This is a genomic window from Alteromonas halophila (assembly GCF_014651815.1).
Taxonomy (GTDB): domain Bacteria; phylum Pseudomonadota; class Gammaproteobacteria; order Enterobacterales; family Alteromonadaceae; genus Alteromonas; species Alteromonas halophila.
On sequence record NZ_BMXP01000006.1, the window covers coordinates 31,187 to 51,274 of the forward strand.

Here is a 20,088-nt window from a genome sequence, read left to right on the forward strand (position 1 = left end):
GGTGTGATTATTCACCGGGCTTTTTTGTAGCTAGTGCCAGACGCCTTAGTTTGACTCTGCCTCTTCACTGCGTTCGTCTGCATTGCTGTAGTCGAATACCAGTGCATTGTCTTTCAGCGTTACAGAGACGTTTCCGCCCTTTTCTAAATCGCCAAACAGCAAGGCGTTTGCCAGCTCTTTCTTGATTTCGTTTTTAATCAGGCGGGCCATGGGACGCGCGCCCATCGCTTTGTCGTAGCCTTTCTCAGCCAGGTACTGCCGCGCGTCGTCTGAAACATCAAGGCTCACACCTTTAACATCCAGTTGCGCCTGCAGTTCAATAAGGAACTTATCCACGACCTGCAGAATGACATCCATACCCAGATGATTAAACCAGATAATGGAATCCAGACGGTTACGAAACTCCGGTGAAAACACTTTGTTGATTTCTGCCAGTGCGTCGTGACTGTGATCCTGCTGCTTAAACCCAATCGATTTGCGAATGGTTTCCTGCACACCCGCATTCGTGGTCATAACCAGCACCACGTTACGGAAGTCGACTTTACGCCCGTTGTTATCAGTGAGCGTGCCATGATCCATCACCTGCAACAGGATATTGTAAATATCACTGTGCGCTTTTTCGATTTCATCAAGCAGCACCACTGAATACGGATGTTTGATGACCGCATCGGTCAGCAATCCGCCCTGGTCAAAGCCCACATAGCCTGGAGGTGCGCCAATCAAGCGGCTTACCGCATGGCGTTCCATGTACTCTGACATATCAAAGCGGGTCAGTTCCACGCCCATAATTTTTGCCAGTTGCTGGGTAACCTCGGTCTTTCCTACCCCCGTGGGGCCGGCAAACAGGAAGCTGCCAATAGGTTTTTCTTCGGCACCAAGCCCAGAGCGTGAAAGATGAATCGCATCGGTGAGGTTCTCGATGGCATCATCCTGGCCAAACACCACCATTTTAAGGTTGCGATCCAGATTTTTAAGCACTTCTTTGTCTGACGCTGACACTGACTTCTCAGGGATGCGCGCCATTTTAGCAATAATCTGTTCGATATCGCCCACATTGATGGTCTTCTTACGTCTTGACTGAGGTAACAAGCGCTGACTGGCACCGGCCTCATCCATCACATCAATGGCCTTATCAGGCAGATGACGCTCGTTAATGTAGCGTGCAGAGAGCTCTGCGGCGGCTTGCAGGGCTTTTTGCGTAAAACGCACACTGTGGTGTTCTTCATAGCGCGATTTCAGCCCCTGCAGGATCTTGGTCGTGTCGGTCACACTCGGCTCAGACACATCAATTTTCTGGAAGCGACGCGCCAGGGCCCTATCTTTTTCAAAAATGCCCTGATATTCCTGATACGTGGTTGAACCGATACAACGCAACTCACCACTTGATAGTTTGGGTTTCAGCAGATTTGATGCATCCATAACACCACCTGAGGCAGCACCCGCGCCGATAATGGTATGGATTTCATCGATAAATAAAATGGCGTTGGGATCATCACCCAGCTCTTTCAGAATACTTTTCAGCCGTTTTTCAAAATCACCACGGTACTTGGTACCGGCCAGCAGCCCGCCAAGGTCCAGTGAATAAACACTGGCATCGGCAATCACATCAGGCACACTGCCGTTCACGATACGATAAGCCAGACCTTCAGCAATCGCGGTTTTACCTACCCCGGCTTCACCAACCAGCAATGGGTTGTTTTTGCGACGACGGCACAATACCTGAATGGTTCGTTCAAGCTCTGCATCACGGCCAATCAGCGGATCGACCTTTCCTTCTTTGGCCTGACGGTTCAAATCGGTGGCGTATTTGCCTAATGCAGAGCTGCTATCGTCGCCTTCAGCTGACTCTTCACCTGCTTCACTTGCCGCTCCCTCATCGTCATCGGCCTTACTTACCCCGTGACTAATGAAGTTGACCACATCCAGACGGGTCACATCCGCCTTTTTAAGGATATACACCGCCTGCGATTCCTGCTCAGAAAATATCGCAACCAGTACATTGGCCCCGGTCACTTCATCTTTTCCGGATGACTGGACATGAAACACGGCACGTTGTAACACACGCTGGAACCCAAGCGTTGGCTGTGTTTCCCGTTCATTTAACTGCTCATCAAGAATAAGCGGCGTGGTGTCTTTTACAAAATCAATCAGTTCATCTTTGATTGCATCAATATTTGCACCACACGCCTTGAGGGCCTCCTGAGCAGCCGAATTATCCAGCAAAGCAAGTAACAAGTGCTCAACTGTCATAAATTCGTGGCGGTGCTCTCTGGCAAACACAAACGCCTGATTTAATGTTTGCTCTAACTCTTTGTTCAACATATTGATCGCCCTCTAACTAGCTTTACGCCTGTTCCATCGTACACATAAGCGGATGTTGATGCTTACGTGCATACTGATTAACCTGCATCACTTTGGTTTCGGCAATTTCTGCGGTAAATATGCCACATACGGCCTTGCCCTGATAATGCACCGTCAGCATAAGCTGATTGGCTTTTTCAGTATCCATATTGAAAAACCGCATGAGTACGTCGACGACAAAGTCCATCGGGGTGTAGTCATCGTTGTTTAACAACACTTTATACATCGGCGGTTGCTGTGTCTTCTTGCGTTCCGCCTCTTTCTGTTTTTCCCGCTCTATGCTTATCGCGTTGTCTTTACTCATAATATAAGAATAGTGGTTTCAAACCTGACTCGTTGGATTTTTTACCATTTAATTAATTCTACAATTAAGCCTTGACATAATATGGTTAAAAAATCTACATTTTTAAAGTGGAGGTGTAGATTACTACGCTCCAAGAACCCTTATGGCTTATTGTGGGGTCATAGGGGTGTTAGTTCAAGGATCAAGAGGAAGTCGAAGTATGGCGGTTGGTAAAGTTAAGTGGTTTAACAACGCAAAGGGGTTCGGATTTATTGTTCCCGAGGAAGGTGGTGAAGATATTTTTGCACACTACTCAACGATTCAAATGGAAGGATATCGCTCTTTGAAAGCAGGACAGGAAGTCACCTTTGATGTTCAGCAAGGCCCAAAAGGTCTGCACGCTGAAAATATTGGTATCGTTGACGAACCCGAGCGTTAAAACAAGAAACGTACACGTTTTAGCAAAGAGGCCTTTGTTGCACTTGTGCAATCACGGCCTTTTTTATTGCCTGAAAACTGATCCCACTCAGGCAACTCTTCTCGCCTGACGTTTCACAGATTCGCCGCCCCTCCCGCTCATCGTGTTAAATCCTTACTCGTGACAGATAAAAAAACCGGGTGCCTGGCACCCGGTTTTTATTAGTCAATGTTCATTAATGCCATTAGCTGCCCAGAATTTTGTGCAGTGTTTCACTGGGTGACATTGCCTGCGCAACTTTCTTGGTATCGGGGTAATAATAACCGCCAATATCCTGCTCTTTACCCTGTGTTGCATCAATTTCAGCCAGAATCGCATCAATGTTTTCAGACAGCTGGGTATACATAGGCTTAAACTGCTCGGCCAGTTCTTTATCTTCTGTCTGGTTTGCCACAATTTCGGCCCAGTACATACCAAGATAAACATGGCTGCCGCGGTTATCCAGCTCTCCGGCTTTACGCTTCGGTGATTTACCTTCATTAAGCAGCTTTTCAGTGGCCTGATCCAGAGCCTGACCAATGATCCGCGATTTAGGGTTGTCATGCTTAATCGCGACGTCTTCCAGAGATACCGCAATCGCCAGGAACTCTCCTAATGAATCCCAGCGCAGATGCCCTTCTTCAACGAACTGTTGTACGTGCTTAGGCGCGGAACCACCTGCACCGGTTTCGTACAAGCCACCACCGGACATCAGCGGTACAATTGACAGCATTTTCGCACTGGTTCCCAGTTCAAGAATTGGGAACAGGTCGGTCAGATAGTCGCGCAGTACGTTGCCGGTAACCGAAATGGTATCCAGCCCACGAATCGCACGCTCCATGCTGTAACGCATCGCACGCACCGGTGACATGATCTGAATATCCAGCCCCTCTGTGTCGTGCTGTGGCAGGTATTTGTTTACCTTTTCAATGAGCTGTGCATCATGCGGGCGCTCATCATCCAGCCAGAAAATAGCAGGCATGCCTGACTGACGCGCGCGTGTTACGGCCAGTTTTACCCAATCCTGAATAGGATCGTTTTTGACCTGACACATACGCCAGATGTCGCCTTCCTCAACCTTATGCTCGGTCAGAACATTGCCGTCCTGATCGACAACCTGCACCGTGCCGTCCGCTTCCATCTCGAACGTCTTGTCATGCGAGCCGTATTCTTCCGCTTTTTGCGCCATCAGGCCGACATTAGGCACCGTTCCCATAGTCGTTGGGTCAAACGCGCCGTGCGTCTTGCAGAAGTTAATCACTTCCTGGTAAATGGTGGCGTAGGTACTTTCCGGGATCACCGCTTTGGTGTCGTGAGGCTTTCCATCTGGTCCCCACATCTGACCCGAGTTACGGATCATGGCCGGCATTGACGCATCAACAATGACGTCACTGGGCACGTGCAGGTTTGAAATACCTTTGTCGCTGTTAACCATCGCGATGGGCGGACGGTCCGCGTAGACAGCATTAATGTCTTTCTGGATTTCAGAGCGTTGCGACTCAGGCAGCGAAGCAATCTTGTCGTAAACACTGCCAAGGCCGTTATTCGGGTTAACCCCAATCTCATCAAACAAGTCGCCCCACTTATCAAACAGCTCTTTATAAAAGACCTTGACACAGTGGCCGAAAACAATGGGATGCGACACTTTCATCATGGTCGCTTTTACGTGCAGAGAGAAAAGCACACCGGTGTTTTTGGCATCTTCGATTTGCTCTTCAAAAAAGTCACACAGCGCCTTTTTACTCATGAACATGCCGTCGATAACTTCGCCCGCCAGCAGATCAACACGTGGCTTCAGGGTTTTCTTATTGCCCTGCTTATCGGTGAACTCAATGCTTACATGGCCCGCTTTTTCTACGGTCAGGGATTGCTCACCAGAATAAAAATCACCACCACGCATGTGCGCAACATGAGAGCGTGATGCCTGGCTCCACTCGCCCATAGAATGCGGGTATTTTTTCGCGAAGTTTTTAACAGCAGTTGGCGCACGGCGGTCAGAGTTGCCTTCGCGCAACACCGGGTTAACGGCACTACCCAGGACCTTACCATACCGTTCACGAATGTCTTTTTCTTCATCTGACTTCGGTGCTTCCGGGAAAGCAGGCACATTGAAGCCCTGCGCATTCAGTTCTTTAATGGTGGCACGAAGCTGAGGGATCGAAGCACTGATATTAGGCAGTTTAATGATGTTCGCGTTTGGATCCTGAGTGAGTTCACCGAGCTGCGCCAGTGCATCCGGTACACGTTGCTCATCTTCCAGATAGTCTGGAAAGTTAGCAAGAACACGTGCAGCCAGAGAGATATCACTCAACTCCACCTCGATGTCTGCTGCCGCAGCAAATTTCTCAACGATAGGAAGTAGCGAATAGGTCGCCAGCATCGGCGCTTCATCGGTTTTCGTGTAAATGATTTTCGACTTGGCTTTGGTCATTATATACCTCAATGTTGTCGGTCTCTGTGTACCGGAATTAGTCCTTGTTGACGTGCCGGCAATAATCAGGCATGCCTGCAGGCGCAGCGAGCTTCCTCCTGCGCCTGACGTACGTCGTTGCTGACTCGTTCAGCGTATTTTGCCGAAGGTTTATTCTAACGCCGTTTTGTTTTGCGCAGCATTTGCTACACTGCGCCAGCCTGTCAGGCCCTAAAATGCGCAAGAACATCAGCGAATGTTCACTGCGTCCATTAGTATAGGGTCGAATAAAGTAGTTACAAGTCATACCATTGGCGTACGTCGACAGATCAACCAATCTGGGCGTAATTGGTGTTTTTATGTACGGAATCGTGTCCGTACTTTTTATGCGGAGATGTGGAATGGGTCAGACGACGCGCGTAATTTTATTTAATAAGCCTTTTCAGGTGTTAACGCAGTTTACTGATGCAGAGGGTCGCGCCACCCTGAAAGACTATATCGACATTCCCGATGTGTACGCTGCAGGGCGTCTTGACCGCGACTCTGAAGGTCTGCTGGTTCTGACCAATAATGGCAAGCTTCAGCATAAACTTGCGCATCCCGAGGCAAAAACAAGTAAAACCTATTGGGTGCAGGTCGAAGGCGAACCGGATGAACATGCAATCAATGCGCTGTGTGAGGGCGTTGAACTTAAGGATGGTCTGACCAAACCGGCCAAAGTAAAGGTAATGGACGCGCCCGACGTATGGCCACGCACCCCGCCCGTACGCTATCGCAAGGCTATCCCGACAACCTGGCTGTCTGTCACCATCAGCGAAGGACGAAACCGACAGGTAAGAAGAATGACAGCGCATGTTGGCCACCCTACCCTGCGCCTGATTCGCTACCGGGTTGGCAACTGGACTATTGATGGCATAGAGAACGGCAAGTATCTGTCTTTTGATATGTAACGCACATCAGGACACCCACTTATTGAAGCGTGATCCGGCTCGTCGCATCGGACACACTGCCACCGGACACGCCCCACACAAAACGCGTAAAGCGAATCACTGGCAACCGTCAAACCGGTTCTAACTCATAAGCGATTGGGTCGTGAATAACGTGAATTATTCTGGTAAAATCCGCGACCCTAAATTCAACCTACAGCGAGTGATTGTTCAACGGTGTCTGCAGAAAGTAATCCAGCCAGTAAAAAAGTGATCGTCGGCATGTCCGGCGGCGTTGATTCGTCCGTGTCAGCCTACCTGCTTAAGGAGCAGGGTTATCAGGTTGAAGGCCTGTTTATGAAAAACTGGGAAGAGGACGATAATGACGAATACTGCGCGGCAGCAGAGGATTTACAGGACGCTCAGGCTGTGGCAGATAAACTTGGCATTGAGCTTCACACCATCAATTTTGCTGCTGAGTACTGGGACAATGTGTTTGAGTACTTCCTTGCCGAATACAAGGCAGGCCGGACCCCAAACCCGGACATCATGTGCAACAAAGAAATCAAGTTTAAAGCGTTTCTGGAGTTTGCCGCAGAAGACTTAGGCGCTGATTATATTGCGACCGGCCACTACGTCAGACGACGCTATCAGGACGGTCACTGGCAGATGCTGCGGGGCCTGGATGACAACAAAGATCAAAGTTATTTTCTGTATACACTGGACGAGCATCAGGTAGGTAAAACGCTGTTTCCGGTTGGCGACATTGAGAAACCACGGGTTCGTGAAATCGCGCTGGAACAGGATCTTGTCACCCACGACAAAAAAGACTCAACAGGTATATGCTTCATCGGTGAGCGCAAGTTTAAAGATTTTCTGTCGCAATACCTGCCCGCGCAGCCCGGTGTGATTGAAACCGCTGAAGGCGAAGAAATTGGTCAGCACGACGGCCTGATGTATCACACACTGGGTCAACGAAAAGGCCTGCATATTGGCGGGCGCAAAGAACATGGGGATGAGCCTTGGTACGTCGTGGATAAAGATGTTGAGCGCAATGTTCTGATTGTAGGTCAGGGTGCAGATCATCCACGCCTTTATTCAAATGGCCTAATCGCAAACCAGATGCACTGGGTAAACCGCACGCCTCTGTCAGCGCCGGTTCGGGCGGTTGTGAAAACTCGCTATCGTCAGAATGATATTCCGTGTCTCATTACGCCCGTTTCTGAAGACGAAGTACGTGTTGAATTTGACAGCCCACAGAAAGCTGTTACTCCTGGCCAGTCTGCGGTGTTCTACCAGCAGGAAGTCTGTCTGGGTGGGGGCATTATTGAGAGTTATATCCGTTAATGATTGATGCTGACATAGAACATTATTTAGGCCTCGCTGGCGTGTGCCAGGCCGCTGCTCTGGTACAAAAACTCGCACGACGCGGCGAGTCTGATACTGAGGCGTTTGAGGCCAGCCTGTCGAGTATTTTAGTGACCGAACCTGACTCGCCACAACATGTGTTTGGCCAGTTAAGTAATCTGGATCTGGGCTATCGTACTTTATATGCGCAGCTTGCGGATAAATCGACCGGTAAAGATACCGAGCTGACCCGCTATATCGCCAGTATTCTGGGCCTTGAGCGGAAGCTGGCTAAAAAACCAGCTGCCATGAAAGAATTGTCGACGCGTATCGCACATGTTCAGCGCCAGCTGGCGCATGTCGATTTTGACAATGTCCAGATTGTTTCATCTTTGGCCAGCATTTACAGCGACATTATCAGCCCGCTTGCTCCGCGCATCCAGGTGGCGGGCAATCCTGACCATTTAAGTCAGCCTACCAATCAGCACCGCGTGCGGGCGCTGCTTCTGGCGGGTGTGCGCGCTGCAGTGATGTGGCGACAGATGGGCGGCAAGCGCCGGCACATTTTATTGAATCGTAAGAAAATCGTTAGTAGCGCCCGTAAAGCGCTTAACCTGATTAACTAGTTGAGGAGCTCAAGGTGGAACTGACCCAGTTAACCGCTATTTCCCCTATTGATGGCCGCTATGCCGGCAAAAGTGAAGCGCTGCGCAGTATTTTCAGTGAATATGGTCTGCTGAAATACCGCGTACAGGTAGAAGTTCGGTGGTTACAAATGCTTTCAGAGCATGAGGGCATTTCCGATGTCCCGGCATTCAGTGAGACCTCCAACAAGCTCCTTAATACCATTGTCGATACCTTCAGTGTGGACGATGCAAACCGCATCAAAGACATCGAGCGCACCACTAATCATGATGTTAAAGCGGTGGAATATTTCCTGAAAGAGAAAGTCGCCGAGAATAGCGAACTGCTGGCCGTTACTGAGTTTATCCATTTTGCCTGTACGTCAGAAGATATTAACAACCTGTCTCACGGTCTGATGCTAAAAGAGGCCCGGGATGCCGTTATACTGCCGTTCTGTGATGCGCTGATAAAAGAAATCACCGACCGCGCAAAAGCATTCAAAACCATTCCTATGATGGCCAGAACACACGGACAGCCAGCCTCGCCCACCACAATGGGTAAAGAGCTGGCAAACGTGGCGATGCGCCTCACGCGCCAGCGCGATCAGATTGCCGACATTGCCCTGCTGGGTAAAATTAACGGTGCGGTAGGTAACTATAACGCGCACCTGTCCGCCTACCCGTCGGTAGACTGGCATGCCACCTCTGAACAGTTTGTGACCAGCCTGGGCCTGACCTGGAACCCGTTCACGACGCAAATTGAGCCGCATGATTATATTGCGGAACTGTTTGACGCAGTGGCACGCTTTAACACAATCCTTATTGATTTTGATCGCGACATCTGGGGTTACATTGCTCTTGGGCACTTTAAGCAAAAAACGGTTGCCGGTGAAATTGGTTCATCGACGATGCCCCATAAAGTTAACCCGATTGACTTTGAGAACTCTGAAGGCAATCTGGGGCTGGCCAACGCGATGTTTGACCATCTGGCAAGCAAACTGCCGATCTCCCGCTGGCAACGCGATCTGACCGACTCTACCGTGCTACGCAATCTGGGCGTAGGTGTTGGTTATGCCGTGATTGCCTATCAGGCCACACTAAAAGGGATCAGCAAGCTGGAAGTCAATGAAGCCAGCCTGCAGGCGGAGCTCGACAATAACTGGGAATTACTGGCTGAGCCCATCCAGACGGTTATGCGTCGTTACGGCATCGAAAAGCCCTATGAGAAACTTAAAGAACTGACCCGCGGTAAGAAAGTCAACGCCGACGCCATTGCGGTATTTATCGACACGCTTGAGTTGCCAGAGGCCGCTAAGGCCGAGCTTAAAGCCCTGTCCCCCGCAAACTATATTGGTGATGCAATCAGGCTGGTCGATCAGTTATAAAAACACGATATCTCATTAGACTATAAGAGCGGCATAAGCCGCTCTTTTTTTTGGAGATAACGATGGGGCGATCCCAGTACGCCGATGAACACCTGACGACGCAAGTACGTAACACGGCCGGACTACTGCTAATTGCACTGGCCTTACAGTTACCGGTTACCCTGACGACCGCGCCCCACCCTGCTATAGCTGGTGCGAATATTCTTTTTCACCTTTTTTGCATTGGGTTATCAGTCTACCTTGCACATCAGCACCGCGCACTTTGTCTGCCACGCTTTATTCTGTGCCTGAGTTTCCTGTCGTTTTTATGCTGTTCGGTGTTTATCTGGCGTAACGACGTATACACACAGCACTTTCTGCTGGTTGGGGCCATGACCTCGGGATTTCTTTTTCATCGTACCGAACAGGCGTTGCAATATGGCTGGACGCTGCTTTTCGGACTGGCTTTTTTAACCATTGAGGCTATGTACATTTTCCCACCTGATTCAGCCATCGGCTGGGTAAGGTTCAGTAACAGCGTTACCCTTACGCTGACCACGTTTGCCATTGTGTATACCCTGGGCAAAATGAATATTCAGCGCTGGCGACAAGTGCGGGCTACGTACGAAAAAACGCGTGCAGCCATGGCGAAAATTGTGCCGGAAGAACCCATCCCTGAAATTGCCGCCTGTGGTGTAGGAGACCGTATTCGTCTGCCTCAGGTCTGTGTGCTGTTTGCCGACCTGGCAGGCTTTCAGAAGCTCAGCGCCAGTTACGATGATGATGCGCTGGTCAGTATTCTGGATGCCCTCTACCACGAGTTTGACAGCCTTGCCCATGATGCCGGTGTCACACGCCTGAAAACAAATGGTGATGAGTATATGGCGGCTACCGGGCTTTCTCAGCGCAGCCCGGGCACCGCAGAGCAGCAATGCATGGCTATGAGTACCTTCGCGCAGGCACTGCTACAGGGGTTTCAGCGCGTTGCCGCGCAGTTAACTCTGCCCTGCCATATCCGCATTGGTATTGCTTGTGGCCCGGTTACTGCGGGTATCCTGGGCCGTCAGCGGCCGACGCTGGACATCTGGGGCAAGACAGTAAACCTGGCCTCTGAACTGGAACACACTGCAACGCTAAACAGTATCCTTATTGACCAGCAAATGTATAATCATGTCATAAACAACAAGCTTTTCCTGCTGCGGCCAAGAGTGGTATCGACCAAGACAGGGCCAGCCAGCGCCTGGTGTCTGACTGCGGCACTGAGATATAAAACCCGGTAGGGAAGCTGTGATATTAAGGCAGGACAATGGATTTTTCACCGGCGACATTCCTTTACAACGACTGGCAGCAGGCCCCCTGTGTGTTTCGGAGTTTCTTTGATAGTTTCGCTGATCCGGTCGACGAGCATGATATCGCGGGCCTTGCCCAGGAAGAAGGTATTGATGCACGTATCGTCAGCCATCAGGATGGCAACTGGACGGTCACCGACGGCCCTTTCGACGACTACAGTGACCTGTGTCACGGACATTGGACCTTGCTGGTGCAGGGCGTTGATAAATACATCGATGAAGTCGCTGCGCTGACACACAATTTTCGCTTTATTCCTGACTGGCGAATTGATGATGTGATGGTGAGTTTTGCGACCTCTGGGGCAGGTGTGGGACCTCACGTCGACCAATACGATGTGTTTCTCATACAGGGGCGTGGCCGTCGCCGCTGGCGTGTGGGTGCCCCCGGCCACTATCAGACGGTTTACCCTCACCCAAAACTACGCCAGATTAATGGGTTTGAGACACATTTAGAGGTAACACTTAATCCGGGCGATGTACTGTATATTCCGCCGGGCTGGCCCCATGATGGCGTTTCAGTGGACGACAGCCTGACCTACTCTGTGGGTTTTCGGGCGCCGGATACCCGGATACTTTGTGATGCACTTAGCGAGATTGCTGATAAACAACCCGCTGAACTTTTTCGGGACCCACTTCGCCGCCCGGCGAAACAACCGGCCTGTGTTTCGGCTATGGATCGCCAGGCACTAAAAGGCATGCTGCATGACATGATTGCCAGCGACGCCTTTGATGATGAACTTATGCGTAAACTAAGTGAACAGCATCTTCCGGTCTGGCCATCTGAGACACTGTATACCGCACAGTCGTTGCAACAACGTCTGGCGCAGGGGGTCAGCCTATCACCTGTGCCAGGCTGCCGGCCATTATTCAAAGACACCCTGACGCAAAGTCCGCTTCACTTTTATATCGACGGTACTGCCTACACGCTGACAACTACGGACGTTAAGTTTGTGGAACATTTCGCCCGTGGAGAGACGCTGCATGTTGATACCATGGGGACGCCGCCCTCGCTGGCAATTTGTGAAACATTGGCTACACTGGTTAATAAGGGGTATTGGCTTCTGGAAGAAGTGTGAGTGCAATACAACAACATATTCATTTGCGGAGCAGGTATGGCGTTTCACGTAGAGCATATAGACTGGCAACTCGGACAGGAGAGACTCAGAGAGTTGCGAGAGAGCGTGTTTATTATTGAATGGCAGTTACCCCGCGATACGGAATTTGATGAGCATGATGAGCACGCTTTTCATGTGCTGCTCAGTGACGAAAACCAGCGTCCTGTTGCCACCGGCCGGCTTACCCGTGATGGTCAGATTGGCCGGATTGCGGTCTCTCCCCGTCACCGCACCAAAGTCGTCTATCAACAACTGTTTGCAGCACTTATTGCCATTGCTAAAGCCCAGAATGTGCCGGAATTACAGGTTATCTGTGATTTAGACAGTGTGAAGTACCACCGCCAGCTTGGCTTTGCTCCGCGAGGCCCCGCCTTTATGGAGGCAGGGATCCCCCGACAGCGAATGGTATGCGACAGCCAGTCTTTTCCATTGCCTGACGTGCTTCATATGCACTAAAGAAAGCCCCCGAACTGTCGCACTTCAGGCTTTAGCCGGATTCCACAGTTTGTCCATCTCATAGATATCAAACAGCCCCTCTGCACGAGACTGTAACAAATTTGCATAATCCTGTTGCACTTTATCCTGAATACCACTCTGACGGATATTTTCTGCTTTGACCTGCCAGTGCATAGAAAAATAGCGAATTGCATCACGGGCATTTTCAGCATTAGATTCAATAGTAAAATCTGCCGGCAGATCACCACATATTACCCAATAAGACTTTTTGTCCTGCGCCCGAATTTTCCAGACAGCAACGAAAGGCGCCAGGTAACGGCTTGAATTGGTATTGACAGTATCAAACAGCACACCATTTTCTGCCAGGTGTTTGTTGGCACGCTGAAATTGCTCTCTAACCCAGGCGTCATGCTCTTGTTGAGTTAATTTACCACTTTCCTGATATTCAGACATAAACGTTAGCTTCTCTTTTTTTTATAGTTGATTGTTATCAAGGCAGCGCAGAAGCAATTGCACAGGGTGTCTGGGCTTAAATTGCTCGATGCGCTTAACCTGACTGCGACAGGAATAGCCGGTTGCCATTATCTTGTCTTTAGGATAACGCGCGACAGCCTGCTGCCAGCTTAATTCGTAAATTCCCAGCGACTTCGCCTTCTGATCAGCCTCATGGCCATAGGTACCGGCCATACCGCAGCAACCTACGGCCACGCTGTCGACGGACTGCCCGACTTTAGCAAAAATTGCCTGCCATTGCTTCTCAGACATCGGCATTGCGGTTTTTTCTGTACAGTGGGACAACAACGCCAGTGGCGAGCTGTCTGACTCACCGTGCGATGCTGGCCACACCTCCTCTGGTAATGCGCCCAGATATTCATGCACCGTCAGCACATTGAAATCGCCGCGCTTTTCACCCAGCGCCTTGGTATATTCATCACGATAACAAAGCACCAGTGAGCTATCGACACCCACCATTGGAATGTCCAGTTCTGCAATGTGATTTAAGAAGCCGGCTGTGGTCGAGGCCGTGTCATCAAAGCGCTGCAAAAACCCTTTCACATGCTCCGGCTTGCCATTTGGTTTAAATGGCAGCAACACTGGTGTCAGTCCCAGACGACGCAGCAGGCTCACAAAGTCTGCCACTACGTCCGCTTCATAGAAGCTGGTAAAGGGGTCCTGAACAATCAGTACGGTTTTTTTACGGCGTTCTGCGTTAAGTTGTTGTAACTCACTCAAATCGAACCGGTGCGCCGTATCTTTTACCCTCTGTGTCAGCGCCGGGGCTGATAAAACGGGGGTGTCGACGTAGCCCAGGGTGCGGTTTATCAGCTTCTGAAACCAGCCCCGCTTAAGAAACAGATTGACCAGCGTCGGTGCTTTTGCCATCAGCGGTGCCATTTTCTCTATGTTTGCCACCATGTAATCTTTTAAAGGCCGACGGTAACGCTGATGATAAATAGATAAAAAACGGGAACGAAAATCCGGAACATCCACTTTTACCGGGCACTGACTGGAGCAGGATTTACAGGCAAGACACCCATTCATCGCATCCAGAACTTCATGAGAGAAGTCTGGTTCGCGAGAGAATGAATTGCGTAAGCGTTGCCACCAGGACGAGGTAAACTGCCTGGCGTCCAGCGTGTGGGTGTCCACACCACTTTCAGCTAACAGACGCAGCCATTCACGAATAAGACCCGCCCGGCCTTTTGGACTGTGACGGCGATCACGGGTAATTTTACTGGACGGGCACATTGGCGACGTTGGCTCATAATTGAAGCACAGGCCATTACCGTTGCACTCCATCGCGGGGGCAAACGATTCTTTAAACGTCACAGGAATGGTGCGGTCATAGGTGGCCCGCTTGGTATCACTGACTTTCACCAGCGATGCCTCACTGCCAAGCGGCGTACAAATTTTGCCGGGGTTCATTTGGTTGTGCGGATCAAACACCTGCTTGATTTTTCTAAGCTCAGTGAACAGCGACTCCCCAAAAAAGGCAGGGCCATACTCACTGCGATACCCTTTGCCATGCTCTCCCCACATCAGGCCGCCATATTTGGCAACCAGCGCCACCACCTCATCAGAAATCTGATGCATAAGCTGCTCTTGTTGCGGATCACACAGGTCCAGCGCGGGCCTTACGTGCAACACCCCGGCATCGACATGACCAAACATGCCATATTTGAGTCCGTGGCCATCCAAAAGCGCACGGAATTCCAGAATAAAGTCAGCCAGGTTTTCAGGCGGTACCGCAGTATCCTCAGCAAACGCAATGGGTTTCTGGTTGCCTTTCGTCTTGCCCAGCAGCCCTACCGCCTTTTTACGCATCGCATATATTTTACCAATGTCGCTGGTGTCGAAGGTTACCTGATAGCCGATAACACCGCTGCCTTCAGTGTCAGCAGCCTTTTTTAGCCGGGCTTCCAGCTCACTGATGCGGGCCTTTATTTCCGCTTCACTCTCACTGTTGTACTCCACCATATTCAGGCCGAGCAGCGTTTTGTCCGGCACGTCGGTAATTAGCTCTTCGATGGAATGCCAGATAATGTCAGTTTTTGCCAGATTCAGCACGGTTGAATCCACTGTCTCCACCGACGTAGCGTTGGCAGCCACCATCTCGGGCGCGTGACGCAGTGCCGCCTCAAAGCTGTCGTATTTAATATTTACCAGGGCTTTATGCGTCGGTATTTTTGTCAGCGATACTTTTGCTTCTGCGACCATCGCCAGCGACCCCTCGGCCCCGGTGATCAGGCGGCTCACATCAATTTTCTGGTTTTCATCATCATACGCGTGTTCTAAATCGTAGCCCGTCAGAAAGCGGTTCATGCGCGGAAATTTAGCGATAATTTCATCACGCTTATCGACACAACTGGCAATTACCTGGCGTAATATTCTGGCATAGGTGCTCTCCCCCTTGCTCAGGCGTTTTGCTTCGTCCATGGCGAGTGGCCGGGAAGCCAGCACTTCACCGTTTGCCATAACGGAGGTGAGCCCAAGAATATGGTCACTGGTTTTGCCGTAGACCAGCGAGCCCTGACCCGATGCATCGGTACTAATCATGCCGCCTAATGTGGCACGGTTACTGGTGGATAAATCGGGAGAGAAAAAATATCCATAGGGCCGCAGGGCATCATTCAGTGCGTCTTTTACAACACCGCTTTGCACCCTGGCCCAGCCTTCCTCGGCATTGATTTCAAGCACTTTATTCATGTGCCGGGACGTATCCACCACAATGCCGTCAGTCAGGCTTTGCCCGTTAGTACCGGTACCGCCTCCGCGCGCCGAAAAACGCACATCAGTGAAGGTGGCGGCGAGTTTACCCAGGCACTGCAGGTCATTAATATTACGGGGAAATACCACGGCCTGAGGCAGCTTTTGATAGACCGAATTATCCGTCGCGACAGCCAGGCGACTGGCATAACTGTATTCAATCTCGCCACTGAAACCAGCACGGGTCAGTTGCTTAAGATATGAACGGTACTCGGAAGCAACCGTTTGTTCGGGCGAGACACGGGGTAAACTCAAGGACAACTCTCCTCCTACGACAGTCTGGCGCATGCCACTTTTATTTGCGCATATACGCGCTCAGTATACCGAGTGCGCGCGGGACTCTCTAGCCGATTACGTAAATTTCACCCGCTTGTCGCCGTCATATCCGCTTACATCTTTGTACTTGCGCATTTATCGCGGTCGCCCAATAGTATATACAGGACAATGCTATGGATATCTGCGATGCGTAAAATCCGACTACTGAGCGGCGCGGTGCTGGTTGTGGCAGGGTTACTGCTTACCCTGCTACCAGGCTCAATATTGGTGCTACTGGCCGGACTAATGCTGTTAAGTGTTGACTGGCCGCCGGCCCGTCGCTATCTCACTCACTGTCAGCGCGGCATGACAACCAGTGCCCGGCGCCTTGACCGGTACCTGCTGCTCAGAAAACTGCGAAAATAAAAAAACGCCGGCGTTTAAAAGCCGGCGTTTTGTTTTGCACGTTCGCTTATTAGCCGTGGTTTTCCGCCAGATACAACCAGGTTTCGACCACAGAGTCCGGATTCAGCGATACGGAATCAATGCCTTCTTTCACCAGCCAAGCCGCAAAGTCTTCATGATCAGACGGGCCCTGACCACATATACCGACGTACTTGCCGCGCTTCTTAGCTGCCTGAATAGCCATCGACAACAAGGCTTTTACCGCCTCGTTACGCTCTTCGAAAAGGTGCGCAATAAGCCCAGAGTCACGATCCAGCCCCAGCGTAAGCTGTGTTAAGTCATTCGAGCCAATCGAGAAGCCATCAAAGATGTCCAGGAACTGATCGGCCAGCAGTGCGTTGGACGGCAGTTCGCACATCATAATGACACGCAGGCCATTCTCACCGCGCTTCAGCCCCTGCTCTTCCAGCAATTCAATGACCTGTTTTCCTTCCTCTACCGTGCGCACAAATGGGATCATAATTTCCACGTTGGTAAGGCCCATTTTATTGCGTACCCGCTTAATAGCTTCACACTCAAGCGCAAAACAATCACGGAAGTCTTCAGACACATAGCGGCTCGCGCCTCTGAAGCCCAGCATCGGATTTTCTTCATCAGGCTCATACTGATGACCACCCACTAAGTTAAAATACTCGTTGGATTTGAAGTCTGACATTCGAACGATGACTTTTTCCGGCGCAAAAGCGGCACCGATTGTCGCGATCCCCTCAACCAGCTTTTCAATGTAAAATTCGGTGGGTGAGTCATAACCGGCAATCATATCGCTGATTTCTTCTTTCAGCTCCTCAGGCTGGCTGTCGAAGTTAATCAGCGCCTTAGGGTGAACGCCAATCATACGGTTAATAATAAATTCAAGACGCGCCAGACCAACACCTTTATTTGGCAGACGTGCGAAGTCAAACGCGCGATCAGGGTTACCCACGTTCATCATCACATTAAGTGGCAGATCTGGCATTGCGTCGATGCGTGAGGTTACTACATCAAATTCCAGCTCTGCACCATAGATATAGCCGGTATCGCCTTCGGCACAGGACACGGTGATTTTGTCGCCATTTTGTATCGACTGTGTCGCATCACCGCAGCCAACCACAGCCGGAATACCCAGCTCGCGGGCAATGATAGCGGCATGACAGGTACGCCCGCCACGGTTAGTGACAATGGCCGAGGCTTTTTTCATAATCGGCTCCCAGTCGGGATCGGTCATGTCTGTCACCAGCACATCGCCGGCCTGGATTTTATCCATTTCATCTATTGAGCCCAGAACTTTTGCAGTACCAGCACCAATTTTGTGCCCGATAGCGCGGCCTTCACACACAGTTTTGCCCTGACCTTTCAGGTGGAATCGTTCAATGCTTTGTGAGTCTTCACGGCTGCGTACCGTCTCAGGGCGGGCCTGAACAATGTACAGTTTGCCGTCGATGCCGTCTTTGGCCCACTCAATATCCATTGGCCGCTGATAGTGCTTTTCGATGATCTGTGCCTGTTTCGCCAGTTCCATCACTTCTTTGTCATTCAGTGAGAACTGCATACCGTCGCTGCGTTCAACGTCAATAATCTCAACCTGCTTACCGTGCGACTGATCGTCTGAGTAAACCATCTTGGTCATTTTGCTGCCCAGGTTGCGACGCACAATGGCAGGCAGATTTTTATCCAGTGTTGGCTTGTGCACGTAGAATTCGTCTGGATTCACTGCGCCCTGCACAACCATTTCACCCAGACCGAAGGAACTGGTAATAAACACTACGTCTTCAAAGCCAGATTCAGTATCGATCGTAAACATAACGCCTGATGAGGCAATGTCACTGCGAACCATGCGCTGAATGCCGGCAGACAAGGCTACGCCTTTATGATCATAGCCCTGATGGACACGGTAAGAGATTGCCCGGTCATTAAAGAGCGAGGCAAACACATGCTTAATCGCAACCAGCACATTCTCGTAACCTTTCACATTCAGGAAGGTTTCCTGCTGACCGGCAAACGATGCATCCGGCATATCTTCTGCGGTGGCAGAGCTGCGCACGGCGAACGAGGCTTCATCTCCGGCATCCCCCTGAAGTGTGACAAATGCCTGTTCGATTTCTTCTTCCAGTTTACCCTGAAACGGTGTATCTACTATCCATTGACGGATCTTCTTACCGGCTTCAGTGAGTGCACTAACGTCATCCACATCCAGCGCATCAAGCGTTTCATGAATTTTCGCGTCCAGACCACTTTGTTCCAAAAATTCATTAAATGCCTCTGCTGTGGTAGCAAAACCGCCCGGGACCTGTACCCCTGCATTGGCAAGGTTTGAAATCATTTCGCCTAACGACGCATTCTTTCCGCCAACACGACCTACATCGTGCATGCCCAGATCCTGATACCAAAGTACGTATTCTTGCACTGCCTTAGCCTCCAGCTTTTTTAAGGTTGTTCAGTAAGGCGCTTGCGCGTATGGTTAATCCTTACTCAACGTCGGTTGTGACCAGAAAAAACGGGCGACCGTAATCTCTGGCTTTTCAACAATTTCATCTTAGAATGGGAAAAATTCTAAAGTAAAATTTTTATTACTCCTGTAATAAAATTACAACAAAGTTAAGGAAATGTTGTGCGTACAGCGTTTTATATTTCTGATGGTACTGCGATCACTTCTGAGGTGTTCGGCCACGCCCTGCTGTCTCTGTTCCCTGTTCAGTTCAATCACAAAACCTATCCGTTCATAGAAACAGAGGAAGAAGCGGAAAAGATCCTCGAGAAAATTTCTGAAAGTTTTCAAGACACGGGGGAAAGACCGCTCGTTTTTTATACAATTGTGAATGTCGATGTCCGCAAAGTAATCGCGAAATCCGTCGGTATTAATTACAACTTTCTGGATCAGTTTGTGGCGCCACTGGAAAAAGTCCTGGGCGTACCATCGAAGCCTGAAAAACACCGGACTCACAGTATTCACGAAACCACCTATGATATCCGCATAGAAGCCGTGAATTATGCACTGGCCAATGACGATGGCTCGAACCTTAAAGACTATCACGAGGCCGATATCATTCTGGTAGGCGTATCCCGTTCAGGCAAAACGCCGACCAGCTTGTACCTGGCACTGCAGTACGGGATAAAAGCCGCCAACTACCCGTTTACCGAAGATGATATGGGTGACATGCTAAAGCTGCCTTCAGCCCTCAGGCGATATAAAGATAAACTGTTTGGGCTGACCATTCACTCTGAACGGCTACATCAGATCCGGTCAGAGCGGCGCGCTAACAGCCGGTACGCATCATTGCAGCAATGCAGAATGGAGCTCCGCGAGGTAGAGAACCTTTATCGCCGGGAAAAGATCCCGTTTTTAAACAGTACCAAGTATTCCGTAGAAGAAATCTCAGCCAAAATACTGGCACAGACCGGCTTGCAGCGACGTAAGTACTAGGGAAGATACG

At 50.3% G+C, this 20,088-nt stretch carries 16 protein-coding genes; 10 read left to right on the forward strand and 6 right to left on the reverse strand.

Going from position 1 to position 20,088, the window contains the following annotated elements; translation table 11 throughout:
- Positions 1-45: 45 nt before the first annotated feature.
- Together clpA and clpS are read right to left on the reverse strand one after the other, a co-directional pair.
- Complete coding sequence (gene clpA, locus IE054_RS12125) at positions 46-2,322, reverse strand: ATP-dependent Clp protease ATP-binding subunit ClpA (RefSeq protein WP_189406728.1); 2,277 nt, start codon at positions 2,320-2,322, stop codon at positions 46-48.
- Between the two features lie 22 nt (positions 2,323-2,344).
- Positions 2,345-2,665, reverse strand: a complete 321-nt coding sequence (gene clpS, locus IE054_RS12130; protein WP_189406729.1) for an ATP-dependent Clp protease adapter ClpS — start codon at positions 2,663-2,665, stop codon at positions 2,345-2,347.
- Positions 2,666-2,864: 199 nt separating this feature from the next.
- Here clpS and cspD point away from each other — a divergent pair, with 199 nt between their 5' ends.
- Positions 2,865-3,083: a cold shock domain-containing protein CspD gene (cspD, locus tag IE054_RS12135; protein ID WP_189406730.1), complete on the forward strand. Its 219-nt coding sequence runs from the start codon at positions 2,865-2,867 to the stop codon at positions 3,081-3,083.
- Between the two features lie 223 nt (positions 3,084-3,306).
- On the opposite strand, the gene IE054_RS12140 is transcribed toward cspD, so the two are convergent.
- Positions 3,307-5,532 (reverse strand): NADP-dependent isocitrate dehydrogenase, encoded by a 2,226-nt coding sequence (locus IE054_RS12140; RefSeq protein WP_189406731.1) that lies wholly within the window; start codon positions 5,530-5,532, stop codon positions 3,307-3,309.
- A gap of 380 nt (positions 5,533-5,912) precedes the next feature.
- Here IE054_RS12140 and IE054_RS12145 point away from each other — a divergent pair, with 380 nt between their 5' ends.
- From IE054_RS12145 to IE054_RS12175, 7 genes are all read left to right on the forward strand, one after another.
- A complete protein-coding gene (locus IE054_RS12145; RefSeq protein WP_189406732.1) occupies positions 5,913-6,461 on the forward strand; it encodes a pseudouridine synthase in 549 nt (182 codons plus the stop codon).
- Between the two features lie 213 nt (positions 6,462-6,674).
- Entirely contained in the window at positions 6,675-7,784 is a 1,110-nt protein-coding gene (gene mnmA / locus IE054_RS12150) for a tRNA 2-thiouridine(34) synthase MnmA (RefSeq protein WP_268245067.1), read from the forward strand.
- Positions 7,784-8,410: a high frequency lysogenization protein HflD gene (hflD, locus tag IE054_RS12155; protein ID WP_189406733.1), complete on the forward strand. Its 627-nt coding sequence runs from the start codon at positions 7,784-7,786 to the stop codon at positions 8,408-8,410. Before mnmA ends, hflD begins: the two co-directional genes overlap by 1 nt.
- A 14-nt stretch (positions 8,411-8,424) precedes the next feature.
- Positions 8,425-9,792, forward strand: a complete 1,368-nt coding sequence (gene purB, locus IE054_RS12160; RefSeq protein WP_189406734.1) for an adenylosuccinate lyase — start codon at positions 8,425-8,427, stop codon at positions 9,790-9,792.
- 62 nt (positions 9,793-9,854) lie between these two features.
- Positions 9,855-11,051, forward strand: a complete 1,197-nt coding sequence (locus IE054_RS12165; RefSeq protein WP_189406735.1) for an adenylate/guanylate cyclase domain-containing protein — start codon at positions 9,855-9,857, stop codon at positions 11,049-11,051.
- Positions 11,052-11,077: 26 nt separating this feature from the next.
- Positions 11,078-12,196, forward strand: coding sequence for a JmjC domain-containing protein (locus tag IE054_RS12170; RefSeq protein WP_189406736.1), 1,119 nt, complete (start codon positions 11,078-11,080; stop codon positions 12,194-12,196).
- A 36-nt stretch (positions 12,197-12,232) separates the two neighbouring features.
- Complete coding sequence (locus IE054_RS12175; protein ID WP_189406738.1) at positions 12,233-12,691, forward strand: GNAT family N-acetyltransferase; 459 nt, start codon at positions 12,233-12,235, stop codon at positions 12,689-12,691.
- Positions 12,692-12,715: 24 nt separating this feature from the next.
- Here the strand turns inward: IE054_RS12175 and IE054_RS12180 are convergent, their stop codons facing one another.
- Together IE054_RS12180 and ydiJ are read right to left on the reverse strand one after the other, a co-directional pair.
- Positions 12,716-13,144, reverse strand: coding sequence for a DUF4826 family protein (locus IE054_RS12180; RefSeq protein WP_189406739.1), 429 nt, complete (start codon positions 13,142-13,144; stop codon positions 12,716-12,718).
- Positions 13,145-13,165: 21 nt separating this feature from the next.
- Entirely contained in the window at positions 13,166-16,246 is a 3,081-nt protein-coding gene (gene ydiJ / locus IE054_RS12185; protein ID WP_189406740.1) for a D-2-hydroxyglutarate dehydrogenase YdiJ, read from the reverse strand.
- Positions 16,247-16,420: 174 nt separating this feature from the next.
- Here ydiJ and IE054_RS12190 point away from each other — a divergent pair, with 174 nt between their 5' ends.
- Complete coding sequence (locus IE054_RS12190; protein ID WP_189406741.1) at positions 16,421-16,639, forward strand: PGPGW domain-containing protein; 219 nt, start codon at positions 16,421-16,423, stop codon at positions 16,637-16,639.
- A 49-nt stretch (positions 16,640-16,688) separates the two neighbouring features.
- Here the strand turns inward: IE054_RS12190 and ppsA are convergent, their stop codons facing one another.
- Positions 16,689-19,061 (reverse strand): phosphoenolpyruvate synthase, encoded by a 2,373-nt coding sequence (gene ppsA / locus IE054_RS12195; protein WP_189406742.1) that lies wholly within the window; start codon positions 19,059-19,061, stop codon positions 16,689-16,691.
- Between the two features lie 204 nt (positions 19,062-19,265).
- Here ppsA and ppsR point away from each other — a divergent pair, with 204 nt between their 5' ends.
- Entirely contained in the window at positions 19,266-20,078 is an 813-nt protein-coding gene (gene ppsR / locus IE054_RS12200) for a posphoenolpyruvate synthetase regulatory kinase/phosphorylase PpsR (RefSeq protein ID WP_189406744.1), read from the forward strand.
- Positions 20,079-20,088 lie beyond the last annotated feature (10 nt).